Here is a 14,221-nt window from a genome sequence, read left to right on the forward strand (position 1 = left end):
ATGGTATGTTAGAGAAGCTCCGTTTATATCATACGAATGATTTGCACAGCCATTTCGAAAATTGGCCGAAAATCGTACATTATATTGAGCAGAAGAAAAATGAACATGAAAAAGACGGGGAGGAAACACTCGTATTCGACATCGGCGATCATATGGACCGATTCCAAATGATAACGGAAGCGACCTTCGGCAAAGCGAATGTCGACTTATTAAATCGGCTTGAGATCGATGCGGCTGCCGTCGGGAATAATGAAGGAATTACGCTGCCTCACGATGAGCTGGCGGATTTATATACCCATGCCGCGTTTCCCGTCATTGTGTCCAACCTGTTTGACGCGGACGGACAGCGGCCGGAATGGGCCGAGCCCTACGTGATCAAAACGCTGAAAAACGGGATGACCGCCGGCATACTGGGCGTCACGGTGCCGTATTATCCCGTCTATCAAAAACTCGGCTGGACGGTGACGGATGCGGAAAAAAGCATTCAAGAATCACTTGACGATATTAAGGGCAAAGCGGACATCATCATTCTGCTTTCTCATTTAGGCCTGATCGATGACAGGGCCGCAGCGGAAAAATTTCCGGACATCGATGTCATTCTTGAATCACATACGCACCACCTTCTTGAGGACGGACAGGACATAAACGGCGTATTGCTTGCATGTGCGGAAAAATACGGGAACTATGTCGGCTGTGTCGAGCTGACGATAGAAAGTGAATCACGAACCATTGTCAGCAAACAGGCATCTGTACAGAAAATGGCTGATTGGCAAGGGGAATCTGAAGATACGGCGGCTTTTCTGAAAGAGAAAGAACGGGAAGCGGAAAACCTGCTCTCCGAACAAGTCGCCAATCTGAATGAAGAAGCCGGCGTGAAATGGTTTGAGGAATCGCCCCTCCCGCTTCTATTAGCCGAAGCGCTGAAAAGCTGGTGCGGCTGTGAAGTCAGCATGGTGAATTCAGGCGTTATTTTGGGGCCTTTACAGAAGGGGCCTGTCACAAAGCTTGACCTGCACCGTATCTGTCCTCATCCGATCAATCCGGTGGCCGTTCGTCTTTCAGGCAGAGAACTTCAGGAAACAATCAGCCAGGCCGCCTCGGAACAAATGGAGCAGCTGCGGATAAAAGGCCTCGGCTTCCGCGGGGAAGTGATGGGCAGGATGGTATATGCCGGAGCGGAGGCAGAGGCCGGCATTCTTGAAGACGGTGTGACGCATCTCCTCAATGTGAAAGTGAACGGAGAAGAGGTTGATCCGGAGCGGATATACTCGGTTGCCGTTCTCGACATGTTTACACTCGGAAAGCTGTTCCCTTACATCCGCGATTCAAAAGAAAAGCAATACTTTATGCCGGAGTTTTTAAGGGATCTGCTCGCCTGGAAGCTCGCGCGGCAGCCGTAATGTCAGAATCCGCCGGCCGTTCCATTACATCCGAGTGAAGGTAAGCGGGACTTTTTAAGTGTGAAAATAAAATACTATGTCCCCCCTTACAAGCATACATTGTGATATGTAAGGGGGGATTTTTCTTGCCTAGATACCGGAGCGCTCTTCGCAAGAGAGGGCCTTTGCCTTTTCGATATGTGCTTCTTCTGTCGTTTGCTTTTTTTATCATATCGACGGTCATCAGCCTTTGGATGATCAACTCCTCAATCAAACCGGTGCTGATGAACATAGGGGAAATGGAAACCAAACGGGTGGCGACAGAGGTCATTACGGAATCCATTGAAGAATACATGTCTCACAGCGACAATGTGAAAGATATGGTCGATATGAAAACGGATGAAAACGGAAAAGTCACAACGATGGATTTTAATACACAAATGGTCAACAGTATGAAGGCGAAAGTGACAAAGCAGCTTCAGGCTCATCTGAAGGAAGCGGAGTCGAACAATAAGCAGCATGAAACGGAAAAAGACGCGAAAACGGCCGATGAAATTATGATCGATATTCCCTTAGGGCAGGTCACGGGAAACAGCATTCTCGGAAATCTCGGGCCGAAAATCCCCGTGCGCTTTAACCTGATCGGTGATGCGTTAACTGATGTGAAAACAAAAATAAAGCCGTACGGCATTAACAATGCCCTGATCGATATCAGTATTTTTGTGGAAATAAAAGTGAAGGTCATTATTCCGTTTGCCAGTAAGACATCAGTCGTGACAAATAATATTCCGGTCTCCATTAAAGCGATTCAAGGAGAGGTGCCGCAGTTTTATAACGGAAGCGGCGGGTCAGGTGTGACGCCTTCCGTCCAGCTGCCGAATGAAAAACAGAAGAAAGATAAATAAAAACACACAGCCGCAATCTTTCCTGGCGGCTGTGTGTTTACTTTTTCCTGCGGATTTCTTTACGTTCCCATGCCCTTAAATGAGGATACGGATCAAAAGACCATTCCGATCTGCCGTTATCTTTATACATCCCGTAGTGAAGATGCGGCGGAAATTTTCCCGCGGTGCCCGGCGGTCCGTATCCGGAACTGCCGACAGAGCCGATCACCTCTCCGGGTTTGACGATCTGGCCTTTATGCACACCTTTTGCAAAGCCGTTCAGGTGAGCGAAGTAGTGATACGTGTTATTGATATCCCTGATACCGATTCTCCAGCCGCCGAAACGGTTCCAGCCCTTCATTTCAACAATACCGTAGCAGGTCGATCTGACGGGGAGCCCGTAATGAGCGAACAGATCCGTTCCTTCGTGAATCCGGCGCCCGCCGAAACCCCGTGCGGCGCCCCATGTGCTGCGGTAGCTGTAATCCGTCTTCACGGGAAGCGGAAAGGCGTGCTCTCCGAGATCAAGGCGGCCGAACGTTTTAAACAGTGTCATGAATTCGGTGATAATGCCGACCGTCTGATCACGGCGGTAATAATTCCAGAGGCCGATGCGGATATGGTCAAGATCCGTTCCGAATCCCGCTAAATACTGAGCAAATGTATAAAGGATATCCTCATCATTGCTTACCTCGGCTTTTCCGTCGCCGTCGCCGTCCAAGCCGATCCCGTCAAATACTTTAATGCTGAGAGGCGCATCGTCCTTAGGATTTGGATTTTCAGGGCCGCTCCACAAATGATCCGGAATATAAATGCTGATGATTCCCGCTTTTTCCGGCAGATCCTTTCGGTTCGAGCGGACATTTTCTTCATATTGATCAACCGCCGCAAGCACATACCAAGGAATCTGCGTGACTGCTTCGGCTTTGCGGTACAACTGCATCCGTTCGCCGTAAACAGGAGCCGATTGTTCTTTCCCGCTTGCAGCCGGACAGAAAACTGAAAAAAGGAGAAGAGCAGATAACAGAACTTTCACAACATGATCTCCTTTCAGGATTGAATACAAATAGTTTGCGGCAACAATCCGAGAAAATGTAAGTAATTCTCTTCCCTTGTCGAGAAATTTTTCCTATGTTAAAGTGACTATTGAATAGAAATCCGCAAGTTTTATATCCATCGTGAAATAGAAATTTTTCGCACACGAACATGAATAAAGGGATAATGGAGATGATGGGGAAATGGCAAAGAAAGACGAGCATCTGAGAAAGCCGGAATGGCTCAAAATAAAGCTGAACACGAATGAAAACTATACGGGTCTGAAAAAATTAATGCGTGAAAATAATCTGCATACCGTATGTGAAGAAGCAAAATGCCCGAACATCCATGAATGCTGGGCTGTCAGACGTACGGCGACGTTCATGATTCTCGGTTCCGTCTGTACGAGAGCATGCCGCTTCTGCGCTGTAAAAACGGGACTGCCGACTGAGCTGGATCTGCAGGAACCGGAACGCGTAGCTGATTCCGTCGCGCTGATGAATTTAAAACACGCCGTCATCACGGCCGTAGCGCGTGATGATCAGAAAGACGGCGGAGCAGGCGTCTTTGCGGAAACGGTCCGGGCGATCCGCAGAAAAAGTCCGTTCACGACAATTGAAGTGCTGCCATCCGATATGGGCGGAAATTACGACAACCTGAAAACATTAATGGATACCCGTCCTGATATTCTGAACCACAACATTGAAACCGTCCGCCGCCTGACACCGAGAGTCCGGGCCCGCGCAACATATGATCGTTCTTTGGAATTCTTGCGCCGTGCGAAAGAAATGCAGCCTGACATCCCGACGAAATCAAGCATTATGATCGGTCTCGGCGAAACGAAGGAAGAAATTATTGAAGTGATGGACGACCTGCTTGCGAACAATGTCGACATCATGGCGATCGGCCAATACCTGCAGCCGTCGAAAAAACATTTAAAAGTCCAAAAATATTATCATCCGGACGAATTTGCCGAACTGAAAGAAATCGCGATGCAAAAAGGCTTCAGCCACTGTGAAGCAGGCCCGCTTGTCCGTTCTTCCTACCATGCGGATGAACAAGTGAACGAAGCGTCTAAAAAACGCCAGGCCCAAGCATAAGATAAGCCGAAAAAACCCAAAACGCCGCAGGTTTTGGGTTTTTTGTGATGGAGCCGTTTTTGCAGGGAAAAAGTCATTCTTGAATAAGGATCGTCTGAACCGCTACACTGGATATAAAGAGGAAAAATTCTCCGTCCGTCCGAACCGTCTCATTTTGCAATTGATGGACAGAAGTCAATGAATTATGATAGTAAAGAGTGATAAAAGAGGTGAAGACATGATTCTTATTCAAAATGCCGAGTTTGAACTCGTACACGATTTTAAAAACGGCTTCAATGAAGAAGCGTTCAAAGCCCGCTATTCGGACATATTAAATAAATATGATTACATTGTGGGAGACTGGGGATACAGTCAGCTGCGGCTCAAAGGCTTCTTTGATGACCAGAATCAAAAAGCAACCTTTGAAACGAAAATCAGCACATTGGACGAATACATTTACGAATACTGCAATTTCGGCTGCGCGTATTTTGTTTTAAAACGAATCAGAAAATAATTGATGCAGAAGGGGATGCTGTCACGTGTATTTTGTTGACAGAAATAATATCGAACAAACACTCCGTTTTTTTGAGACCCAGCTTGCGCTGTTTGACAGCACGCCTGCATGGGAGAGCGAGATCGAAAAAAGGGCGCTTGAGCGGATCAGCCATCTTATGATCGAATGCATACTCGATGTCGGAAATGATATGATTGACGGCTTTATCATGCGCGATCCGGGCAGTTATGACGACATCATGGATATTCTGACGGATGAAAAGGTGGTAGCTGAGGATGAAGGAAATAAGCTGAAGCAGCTGATCTCTTCCAGAAAGCAGCTTGTCCAGGAATATCAGCGCGCCGACCATCAGGAGCTGTTTACGCTGATCACGTCAAACAGGGACGTGCTGAAAGCCTTTCCAGCCCGTGTAAGAACCTACCTGGAAACAGAATTAGGGCCTGTTTCCGCATTTAAATAACAACGAGTGAGAAAATCCACAGGAGTGTTGAGTATGAAGGATTATAAAGGATATTTGATAGATTTGGACGGCACAATGTACAACGGGACGGAAAAAATCGAAGAAGCGTGTGAATTCGTGAGAACGCTTAAAGCGCGCGGCATTCCGTATTTATTCGTGACGAACAATTCTTCCCGGACGCCGAAGCAGGTGGCGGACAAGCTGATGAGCTTTGACATTCCGGCATCTGAAGAGCAGGTCTTCACGACGAGCATGGCGACTGCGCAGCATATCGCCCAGGAGAAAAAAGACGCGTCGGTGTATGTGATCGGCGAAGAAGGCATCCGTCAGGCCATTGAAGAAAACGGGCTGAGCTTCGGAGAAGAAAACGCGGACTTTGTCGTTGTGGGAATCGACCGCGGCATTACATATGAAAAGTTGGCAACGGGATGCCTTGCGATCAGAAACGGCGCCCGGTTCATTTCAACAAACGGCGACGTCGCCATTCCGACTGAAAGAGGACTTTTACCAGGGAACGGTTCGCTCACATCCGTTTTGACGGTGTCAACGGGCGTTGAGCCTGTCTTTATCGGCAAGCCTGAATCCATTATTATGGAACAGGCGATGCGTGTGCTCGGAACGGATATTTCCGAAACACTCATGGTCGGCGATAACTATGCAACGGATATTATGGCCGGCATCAATGCGGGCATGGATACGCTGCTGGTTCACACCGGAGTGACAAAGCGTGAGCATATGGCAGATTACGGCCAGAAGCCGACATATGCGATTGATTCTTTAACCGAATGGATTGAACATCTATAAAAAAAGGGACGGCCATGACGGCCGTCCTTATTCTGTATTTCTGGCGCTGTGAGCAAGCCGGCTTGAAGCCGCTGCTGCGATTGCGCCGACGATATCATCAAGAAACGTATGGCATTCGCCAGTAGATTTATCATTTAACCGCCCGAGAATACCGGGTTTTTCTTTGTCAATGTAGCCGTAATTCGTAAAGCCGATCGAGCCGTATATATTCACGATAGAGAAGGCGAGCACCTCGTCAACCCCATACAGGCTTTCATCAATCGCCAGAATGGTCTGAAGCGGTTCAGACAGCTTTTTTTGTTCGGCGAGCACATCTAATTCTATTCCCGTTAAAATGGCGTTTTGCACCTCGCGTTTTGCGATGACACGGTCCACATTGAGCCTGCATACTTCCATCGTCAAATCAGGATGATATTTTTTTTGAAGGAAATACACCAGCTCGGCAATATCGTCCGTCTCAACCCCCCGTTCTTTTAAACGCGCCCTGGCGACAGCTTCCACCTGATTCAGTTGTTCCTTTTCTGACATTTGCTTCACCCAATCTTTTTTTACTAGTTTATACAACACTCTTCCGATGTGTACGATGTTTCTCAACTTGATTCAAAGGATTACAATATGTATTCATAATTCCGCCGGCGTATGACTACGATGTGAATAGCTCTAATTTTTCAGGCAGGTGATTATGATGAAAAGCATCATTAAAGAAAAATACGGCATCCACGTCAGACAGCTTTCCGTTTATCAGAAATACCAATGCTTCCAGACGCCTAATTCCTTCTTTCTTATAATTCCCGTTTCCGGGTTTTCGCAATCAGAGCTGACGGAGCTTTACTACATGAGTCAGTATTTACAAGAACAAAGTGACCCATACGTTTCAGTGTTTATCTTTACGAAGGAAGGAGAACTGACCTTTGAGGACGAGGGCAAAACGTATGCGCTCTTAAAAGCGCCGATTCCCGTCTCAAACCGGTCGTTTTCTGTCGGAGGGGAGCTTGCCGAATTTCACAGAAAAGGGCGGGGTTTTCCGTACGAAGTGAAAGAAGCGGGCAGGATCGGCCAATGGAAGGACTTATGGGGAAAACGGGTGGATCAGCTGGAATCATTCTGGATGCAGAAAATTCATATGTCTCCGCTTGAACCGTTCGAAAAGAAAATGATCGAAGCATTTCCTTATTATTCAGGCTTAGCGGAAAACGCCATTCAATATTTAGTGGATACGGAGCTGGATGACAATCCCGGCGCAGAAGACTCGGGGACAATCTGCCATCAGCGGATGGAACGGGATACCTGGTCGGAGGAATCATTGATCCGCATTCCGGGCGATTGGGTATTCGACCATGCCGCCCGTGATATTGCGGAATATATGCGCAGCACATATTTGTATCATCGTGACGACCTGCTCAAAGATGGATTTTTGTTTCTGCAGGAATATGAGCAAGTTACGCCGTTATCCTCCTTTTCCAAACGCCTGTTTTACAGCCGCCTGCTGTTTCCGCTCCATTTCTTCGAGACGGTGGAGAGCTATTACATTTCTCATGATTCTGAAAAACAGTTTTACGAAGAGCAGCTTGACTACATTCTTGCCGACTGCACTCGCTATGAACAGTTTTTACAGACATGTCACAACATGATGAATGTCAGGTCGGCGCAGGTTTTTGTCCCGCCTGTGGCGTGGCTCGGAAAAGGAATCAGTTCGTAAGAAAATATGACGTAAAAATATTTAGAAAATAGGGAATCTTGTCATATCAATGTGTTAAGCGTTTTCATAGCCGTAGAAACAATATTCAGCCGCTTGTCAAAACAAATGCGGGCTTATATAATATTTGTAACTTAAATGTCTGTGAAGGGTTAACAATTGTCCTTTTCTAGTGGACAAAAGGAAGAAAGGTGGAGTTTCTCTTTGGAAGCGATTCGTATTGGACTGTTAGGACTGGGAACCGTGGGAAGCGGAGTCGTCAAAATTATACAAGATCATCAGGATAAGCTTATGCACCAGGTCGGCTGTCCGGTGACGATCAAAAAAGTGCTAGTTAAAGATATTGATAAAAAACGAGACGCAGATCTGCCGAAAGAAGTGCTGACGACAGAAGTCTATGATGTGATCGATGACCCTGAGGTCGACGTGATTATTGAAGTCATCGGCGGTGTCGAACAGACGAAGCAATATCTTCTTGATGCCTTGAAAGCGAAAAAACATGTTGTGACCGCAAATAAAGATCTGATCGCCGTATACGGGTCAGAGCTTTTAGCCGCCGCAAAGGAAAATGGCTGTGACTTGTATTATGAAGCGAGTGTCGCCGGCGGAATCCCGATTTTACGCACGCTCGAAGAAGGCCTTTCTTCTGACCGGATCACAAAAATGATGGGAATCGTCAACGGAACGACGAACTTCATCTTAACGAAAATGATTAAAGAAAAAAGCCCGTATGAAGAAGTGCTGAAGGAAGCGCAGGATCTCGGATTCGCGGAAGCGGACCCGACCGCCGATGTAGAAGGGCTCGATGCCGCACGCAAGATGGCGATTTTAGCCCGTCTCGGCTTCTCTATGAATGTCGATCTGGACGATGTCAAAGTAAAAGGAATTTCCCGGATTACGGATGAAGATATCAGCTTCAGTAAACGGCTCGGCTATACGATGAAGCTGATCGGCATCGCCCAGCGTGATGACAATAAAATCGAAGTCAGCGTTCAGCCGACACTGCTTCCGGATCATCATCCGCTCTCTGCGGTGCATAACGAGTTTAATGCCGTTTACGTGTACGGAGAAGCCGTCGGCGAAACGATGTTTTACGGCCCCGGAGCCGGAAGCATGCCGACTGCGACATCGGTCGTTTCCGATCTGGTCGCGGTCATGAAAAACATGCGTCTCGGCGTAAACGGAAACAGCTTTGTCGCCCCGCAGTTTGAAAGAAATCTGAAGCAGCCGTCTGATATCTATGCCCAGCAGTTTTTAAGAATTCACGTCAAAGACCAGGTCGGCTCTTTTTCAAAAATCACATCGGCCTTCTCAGAGCGCGGCGTCAGCTTTGAAAAAATTCTGCAGCTGCCGATCAAAGGCCATGACGACCTCGCGGAAATCGTCATCGTCACGCATCATACATCGGAAGAAGATTTCAGTGACATTCTGCAAAACTTAAATGACCTCGAAGTTGTACAAGAAGTAAAAAGCACATATCGCGTAGAAGGGAACGGTTGGAGCTAATGTGGAAAGGACTCATCCATCAATATAAAGAATTTCTGCCGGTGACGGATCAGACGCCGGCCCTGACATTGCATGAAGGCAACACACCGCTGATTCACCTGCCGAAACTTTCCGAAAAGCTCGGAATTGAACTGCATGTGAAAACAGAGGGCGTTAATCCGACGGGATCCTTTAAAGACCGCGGCATGGTCATGGCGGTCGCCAAAGCGAAAGAAGAAGGCAATGATACCATCATGTGCGCCTCTACAGGGAACACATCCGCGGCAGCTGCGGCATACGCGGCGAGAGCCGGCATGAAATGCATCGTCATCATCCCGGACGGAAAAATCGCCTTCGGAAAACTTGCGCAGGCCGTCATGTACGGTGCGGAAATCATCGCGATTGACGGAAACTTTGACGACGCGCTGGCCATCGTCCGGTCGATTTGCGAAAAATCACCGATTGCATTAGTGAATTCAGTAAACCCTTACCGGATTGAAGGGCAAAAAACAGCGGCCTTTGAAGTATGCGAACAGCTTGGCGGAGCGCCGGACATTCTGGCGATCCCGGTAGGTAATGCGGGGAATATCACGGCCTACTGGAAAGGGTTCAAAGAATATCATGAGAAAAACGGCACCGGACTTCCGAAGATGCGCGGTTTTGAGGCGGAAGGTTCTGCGGCTATCGTCCGCGGCGAAGTCATTAAAAATCCAGAGACCGTTGCGACGGCAATCCGAATCGGGAATCCTGCCAGCTGGGACAAAGCGGTGCTCGCTGCGGAAGAATCAGCCGGAAAAATTGATGAAGTCACAGATGAAGAAATTCTTCACGCTTATCAGCTGATTGCCCGTGAAGAAGGCGTGTTTGCCGAACCGGGCTCCTGTGCATCCATCGCCGGCGTTTTGAAACAGGTGAAATCCGGTGAAATTCCAAAAGGCAGCAAGGTTGTCGCAGTTTTGACCGGGAACGGCCTGAAAGATCCGAACACGGCTGTAGACGTATCTGACATAAAACCGATTACACTGCCGACAGATGAGGACAGTATTCTGGAATACTTAAATGGAGCGGCGCGTGTATGAATGAGGCGGAGATGCTGTTTTCCATTACGGTTCCGGGAAGCACCGCCAACTTAGGGCCTGGGTTTGATTCCGTCGGGATGGCGCTCAGCAGATATTTGAAGCTTTCGGTTTTCCGAAACGATGAATGGCAGTTCTCGGCGGAAACCGAAACTGTCGCGGGCATCCCTCAAGGAACGGACAACCTCATCTACCAAGTCGCCAAACGGACGGCTGACCGCTATCAGAAAGAGCTGCCGCCCGCCCATGTCAAAGTGTGGAGTGACATCCCCCTTGCGCGGGGTCTAGGAAGCAGCGCGGCCGCTATCGTCGCCGCCATTGAGCTTGCGGATGAGTTATGCGGCCTGCAGCTGTCGGAAAGCGACAAGCTGCACTTAGCCAGTCTTGAAGAGGGGCACCCTGATAATGCCGCTGCTTCCCTTGCAGGAGGGCTTGTGATCGGCCTTCACGAAAAAGATGAAACACATATCGTGCGTGTTGCCGAAGCGGATATCGACGTTGTGGCAGTGATTCCGTTTTACGAAGTTCTGACCAGGGACGCAAGAGACGTGCTCCCGAAAGAGCTGCCGTACCGACGCGCCGTTAAAGCAAGCGCCGTCAGCAACCTTCTCGTTGCTGCGATCATGTCAAATGACTGGGCGCTCGCCGGGAAAATGATGAGAAAAGACATCCTCCATCAGCCGTACCGCGCCATGCTTGTTCCTGAGCTTTCAAAGGTGGAACATGCGGCCGAAATGAAAGGCGCCTACGGGACGGCGCTGAGCGGAGCGGGACCGACGATTCTTGTCCTGATTGAAAAAGGAAAGGGAGAAGAGCTGAGAAAGCAGCTTTCTGAGCATTTCCCCCACTGTGAGATTGCGGCGCTTACCGTCCCGTCAGAAGGAAGCGTAATTGAACGGAATCCTTTAGAGCAGGTGAAAAGTGTATAATGATAAAAAAGCGTTCTTCCCATCAGAGAAGGACGCTTTCTTTTTCTGGAGAAGGATTTTTATTTAGGGAAGCGAAATAAAAAAGAAAAGGAGGAGAAACGATTTGAAAAAACTCATAACCGAGGAGGACATTGCGACTCTCGTATCCGTGACAGACCCGCAATATGCCCCTGACGGCAGAAGAGCCGCTTACGTCCGGACAACAGTCAATCATAAGCGTGATTCCTATTCCTCAGCCATTATGGTATATGACACAGAATCCGGCATCTCAAACCCGTGGACTTTCGGGGACAATAGAAATACAAGTCCGCGGTGGTCGCCTGACGGACGGCGCCTCGCCTTTGTTTCTGACAGGGAGAATGGCGTCCCTCAGCTGTACATCATCGACGCTGCCGGCGGAGAGGCGGAGCAGGCGGCCGATATTCCTTGGGGCGTATCAGATCCGATATGGGCGCCCGACGGCAGATCCGTGCTTGTGTCCGTCAGTCTGACATCAGCGGAGCGCGCCGATGAGAAAGAAAAAAAGAAGCATGACGAGTATGAGCCGGTTGATATTCAATCATTAACATATAAACGTGACGGGAAAGGCCTGCTGAACGGAAGCTGGGCCCAGCTTGTGCTGATTCATCTTGAAACGGGTGAGATTCGGCAGCTGACGGATCATGAAGCGGATCATTATGGCGCGGCCTTTTCACCGGATGGCAGGCAGCTTGCGTTTACCGCCAATTTATGCGAGCCGGGTGACGCCGGAAAGCCGAGCGATGTCTATCTGATGAATCTGGCGGACGGAAGCCTGAAGCAGATTACGCCGCACCGCGGTTCTTTCGGTTCCTGCGTGTTTTCACCGGACGGGTCTTATATCGCGATGCTGGGCCATGAAAATGAATTTCGCAATGCGACTTTAGAGAAAGCGTGGCTGTACGACGTGAAAACTGAGCGGCTCTCCTGCCTGACCGACATGCTGGATGTTCATTTGAGCGATGCGCTGATTGCGGATTCAATCATAGGAGGGGTGACGCCCCGGCCTGTATGGACAAACGACGGGCAGGGTTTTTACGTTCTCGGGAGCGAGCAGGGAAGCACCGGTATTTATTATATCTCGATTGACGGCCTCGTCTATCCGATCCGATTAGAAGAAGAGTACGTGAACGGTTTTGCTTTTCATCCTGATCAGAAAAGCTGTATCGCTGTCATTGCCAAACCCGCACAGCCTTCCGAGCTTTACAGCATTTCACTCGAAGAAGGGGAAGAGAAGCAATTGACATCCGACAATGATCGGTTTATTGAGGAGCGCATCATATCCGTGCCGGAAAAGCTGCAATATGAAACAAAGGACGGGCTGACGGTAAACGGCTGGTTTTTAAAGCCCGCCGTTTTTGAAGAGGATCAAACTTATCCGCTCATTCTATACATACACGGCGGGCCTCACATGATGTACGGCCATACGTATTTTCACGAATTCCAAGTGCTGGCCGCACAAGGATATGCTGTCGTGTATGTCAACCCGAGAGGAAGCCACGGCTACGGGCAGGATTTTGTCAATCGTGTCAGGGGTGATTACGGAGGCGGAGATTACCGTGATGTCATGCAGGCGGTGGATGAAGCCGTTCAGGCGTATCCGTTTATTGACAGCGGCCGTCTCGGTGTGACGGGCGGAAGCTACGGAGGGTTTATGACGAATTGGATTGTCGGGCAGACCGGCCGTTTTAAAGCAGCCGTCACGCAGCGCTCCATTTCAAATTGGTTCAGCTTCCACGGTGTCAGCGATATCGGTTTCTTTTTTACTGACTGGCAGCTCGGACATGATTTGTTTGAGGAAGCGGATAAGCTTTGGGATCGTTCTCCTGTAAAATATGCGTCCCGCGTTTCGACGCCGCTTTTGATCCTGCATGGTGAGCGAGATGACCGCTGTCCGATAGAGCAGGCGGAGCAGCTCTTTACCGCATTGAAGAAACTGAACAAAACGACGTCGTTCATCCGGTTTCCGAAAGCCACGCATGAGCTGTCGAGAAGCGGCCATCCGGAACAGCGGATGAAACGCATCCGTTATATTTGTTCATGGTTTGATGGCTATTTGTAAAAAATAAAAAACCAGGCTGTCATGCAGCCTGGTTTTATGATTAAAATACTTGTTCTACTTCAACGACACCCGGTACTTCTTCAAGAAGGGCGCGTTCGATTCCGGCTTTCAGCGTAATCGTTGAACTTGGGCAGCTGCCGCATGCGCCAAGGAGGCGAAGCTTTACAATGCCTTCGTCTACGTCAACAAGCTCACAGTCACCGCCGTCACGAAGCAGAAACGGACGTAATTTATCCAATACTTCCTGTACTTGCTCTTTCATTTCAACCTCAGTCATGAGATTCGCTCCTTTCATATACATAAAACCATTATATTCACAGTAACGGTAAAAATCTAATGTTTGGTTTGCAAAGCTGCTTTCCCCATTATAGCATATTTAAACTTGAACATAAAAACCGTTTTTTATACAAAAGCTGCCGCGTCCTTTGTATACTGGTGTAAAGGGGATGATATACATGACAAAGCCGGTTACGCTCAGTGTTTACGGCGCTGAAACGCTTTGCGCAAGCTGCGTGAATATGCCGAGCGCCAAAGATACGTTTGAATGGCTGGAGGCGGCGCTGCAACGGAAATATCCGGAGCAGCCTTTTCACATGCGGTATATTGATATTGACGCACCGCCTCAGCAAAAGGAGACAGAAGAGCTTGCGGAGCGCATCAGAAACGATGAATTTTTCTATCCGCTCGTGCTGGTGGAGGATGTCATTGTGGGGGAAGGGAATCCGCATTTAAAAGATATATATGAAGAAATGGAAAAGCGCGGCTATGTTGCGGGCTCTTAAAAATGGCCGCTGATCGCA

Annotated in this window: 15 protein-coding genes; 12 read left to right on the forward strand and 3 right to left on the reverse strand. The window is 48.7% G+C overall.

What is annotated here, in order from left to right:
• Positions 1-5: 5 nt before the first annotated feature.
• Together BZ167_RS14115 and yunB are read left to right on the forward strand one after the other, a co-directional pair.
• The gene (locus BZ167_RS14115) at positions 6-1,400 is read left to right on the forward strand and encodes a bifunctional metallophosphatase/5'-nucleotidase (RefSeq protein ID WP_077392120.1); all 1,395 of its coding nucleotides are present in this window, start codon (positions 6-8) and stop codon (positions 1,398-1,400) included.
• A 125-nt stretch (positions 1,401-1,525) separates the two neighbouring features.
• Positions 1,526-2,284, forward strand: coding sequence for a sporulation protein YunB (gene yunB / locus BZ167_RS14120; protein ID WP_015418143.1), 759 nt, complete (start codon positions 1,526-1,528; stop codon positions 2,282-2,284).
• A 37-nt stretch (positions 2,285-2,321) separates the two neighbouring features.
• On the opposite strand, the gene lytH is transcribed toward yunB, so the two are convergent.
• A complete protein-coding gene (gene lytH, locus BZ167_RS14125; protein ID WP_015418142.1) occupies positions 2,322-3,299 on the reverse strand; it encodes an L-Ala--D-Glu endopeptidase in 978 nt (325 codons plus the stop codon).
• Positions 3,300-3,501: 202 nt separating this feature from the next.
• Here lytH and lipA point away from each other — a divergent pair, with 202 nt between their 5' ends.
• The 4 genes from lipA to BZ167_RS14150 all read left to right on the forward strand — a co-directional run bounded on the left by lipA (position 3,502) and on the right by BZ167_RS14150 (position 6,155).
• A complete protein-coding gene (gene lipA / locus BZ167_RS14130) occupies positions 3,502-4,398 on the forward strand; it encodes a lipoyl synthase (protein ID WP_003151923.1) in 897 nt (298 codons plus the stop codon).
• A gap of 217 nt (positions 4,399-4,615) precedes the next feature.
• Positions 4,616-4,891, forward strand: coding sequence for a YutD family protein (locus BZ167_RS14140; protein WP_003151928.1), 276 nt, complete (start codon positions 4,616-4,618; stop codon positions 4,889-4,891).
• A gap of 25 nt (positions 4,892-4,916) precedes the next feature.
• Positions 4,917-5,351, forward strand: a complete 435-nt coding sequence (locus BZ167_RS14145) for a DUF86 domain-containing protein (RefSeq protein ID WP_015418141.1) — start codon at positions 4,917-4,919, stop codon at positions 5,349-5,351.
• A gap of 33 nt (positions 5,352-5,384) precedes the next feature.
• Complete coding sequence (locus BZ167_RS14150; protein ID WP_007408728.1) at positions 5,385-6,155, forward strand: TIGR01457 family HAD-type hydrolase; 771 nt, start codon at positions 5,385-5,387, stop codon at positions 6,153-6,155.
• Positions 6,156-6,182: 27 nt separating this feature from the next.
• Here BZ167_RS14150 and BZ167_RS14155 read toward each other — a convergent pair whose 3' ends face one another.
• Entirely contained in the window at positions 6,183-6,683 is a 501-nt protein-coding gene (locus BZ167_RS14155; RefSeq protein WP_003151934.1) for a phosphatidylglycerophosphatase A family protein, read from the reverse strand.
• 154 nt (positions 6,684-6,837) lie between these two features.
• On the opposite strand from BZ167_RS14155, the gene yutH reads away from it, so the two are divergent.
• The 5 genes from yutH to BZ167_RS14180 all read left to right on the forward strand — a co-directional run bounded on the left by yutH (position 6,838) and on the right by BZ167_RS14180 (position 13,421).
• Positions 6,838-7,854 carry a spore coat-associated protein CotNH gene (gene yutH, locus BZ167_RS14160; RefSeq protein WP_007613555.1) on the forward strand — a complete coding sequence of 339 codons (1,017 nt, stop codon included), beginning with the start codon at positions 6,838-6,840 and terminating at the stop codon, positions 7,852-7,854.
• 201 nt (positions 7,855-8,055) lie between these two features.
• The gene (locus tag BZ167_RS14165) at positions 8,056-9,357 is read left to right on the forward strand and encodes a homoserine dehydrogenase (RefSeq protein ID WP_003151938.1); all 1,302 of its coding nucleotides are present in this window, start codon (positions 8,056-8,058) and stop codon (positions 9,355-9,357) included.
• Positions 9,357-10,415 carry a threonine synthase gene (gene thrC, locus BZ167_RS14170; RefSeq protein WP_040238922.1) on the forward strand — a complete coding sequence of 353 codons (1,059 nt, stop codon included), beginning with the start codon at positions 9,357-9,359 and terminating at the stop codon, positions 10,413-10,415. The genes BZ167_RS14165 and thrC overlap by 1 nt, the downstream gene beginning before the upstream one ends.
• A complete protein-coding gene (thrB, locus tag BZ167_RS14175; RefSeq protein ID WP_040238923.1) occupies positions 10,412-11,341 on the forward strand; it encodes a homoserine kinase in 930 nt (309 codons plus the stop codon). The genes thrC and thrB overlap by 4 nt, the downstream gene beginning before the upstream one ends.
• Positions 11,342-11,444: 103 nt before the next feature.
• Positions 11,445-13,421 carry a S9 family peptidase gene (locus BZ167_RS14180; protein WP_060675438.1) on the forward strand — a complete coding sequence of 659 codons (1,977 nt, stop codon included), beginning with the start codon at positions 11,445-11,447 and terminating at the stop codon, positions 13,419-13,421.
• Between the two features lie 40 nt (positions 13,422-13,461).
• Here the strand turns inward: BZ167_RS14180 and BZ167_RS14185 are convergent, their stop codons facing one another.
• Positions 13,462-13,797: a NifU family protein gene (locus tag BZ167_RS14185; RefSeq protein WP_169510385.1), complete on the reverse strand. Its 336-nt coding sequence runs from the start codon at positions 13,795-13,797 to the stop codon at positions 13,462-13,464.
• A gap of 79 nt (positions 13,798-13,876) precedes the next feature.
• Here BZ167_RS14185 and BZ167_RS14190 point away from each other — a divergent pair, with 79 nt between their 5' ends.
• The gene (locus tag BZ167_RS14190) at positions 13,877-14,203 is read left to right on the forward strand and encodes a YuzD family protein (protein WP_015240509.1); all 327 of its coding nucleotides are present in this window, start codon (positions 13,877-13,879) and stop codon (positions 14,201-14,203) included.
• The last annotated feature ends 18 nt before the right edge of the window (positions 14,204-14,221 follow it).

It is taken from the genome of Bacillus sp. 275 (genome assembly GCF_001999205.1).
Lineage (GTDB): Bacteria > Bacillota > Bacilli > Bacillales > Bacillaceae > Bacillus > Bacillus velezensis.

Bases quoted from the DNA above. Each gene is read 5' to 3' on its own strand.
- BZ167_RS14115 (WP_077392120.1), top strand. From the start codon at position 6: ATGTTAGAGAAGCTCCGTTTATATCATACGAATGATTTGCACAGCCAT.
- lipA (WP_003151923.1), top strand. From the start codon at position 3,502: ATGGCAAAGAAAGACGAGCATCTGAGAAAGCCGGAATGGCTCAAAATA.
- BZ167_RS14140 (WP_003151928.1), top strand. From the start codon at position 4,616: ATGATTCTTATTCAAAATGCCGAGTTTGAACTCGTACACGATTTTAAA.
- BZ167_RS14150 (WP_007408728.1), top strand. From the start codon at position 5,385: ATGAAGGATTATAAAGGATATTTGATAGATTTGGACGGCACAATGTAC.
- BZ167_RS14155 (WP_003151934.1), bottom strand. From the start codon at position 6,683: ATGTCAGAAAAGGAACAACTGAATCAGGTGGAAGCTGTCGCCAGGGCG.
- yutH (WP_007613555.1), top strand. From the start codon at position 6,838: ATGATGAAAAGCATCATTAAAGAAAAATACGGCATCCACGTCAGACAG.
- thrC (WP_040238922.1), top strand. From the start codon at position 9,357: ATGTGGAAAGGACTCATCCATCAATATAAAGAATTTCTGCCGGTGACG.
- thrB (WP_040238923.1), top strand. From the start codon at position 10,412: ATGAATGAGGCGGAGATGCTGTTTTCCATTACGGTTCCGGGAAGCACC.
- BZ167_RS14190 (WP_015240509.1), top strand. From the start codon at position 13,877: ATGACAAAGCCGGTTACGCTCAGTGTTTACGGCGCTGAAACGCTTTGC.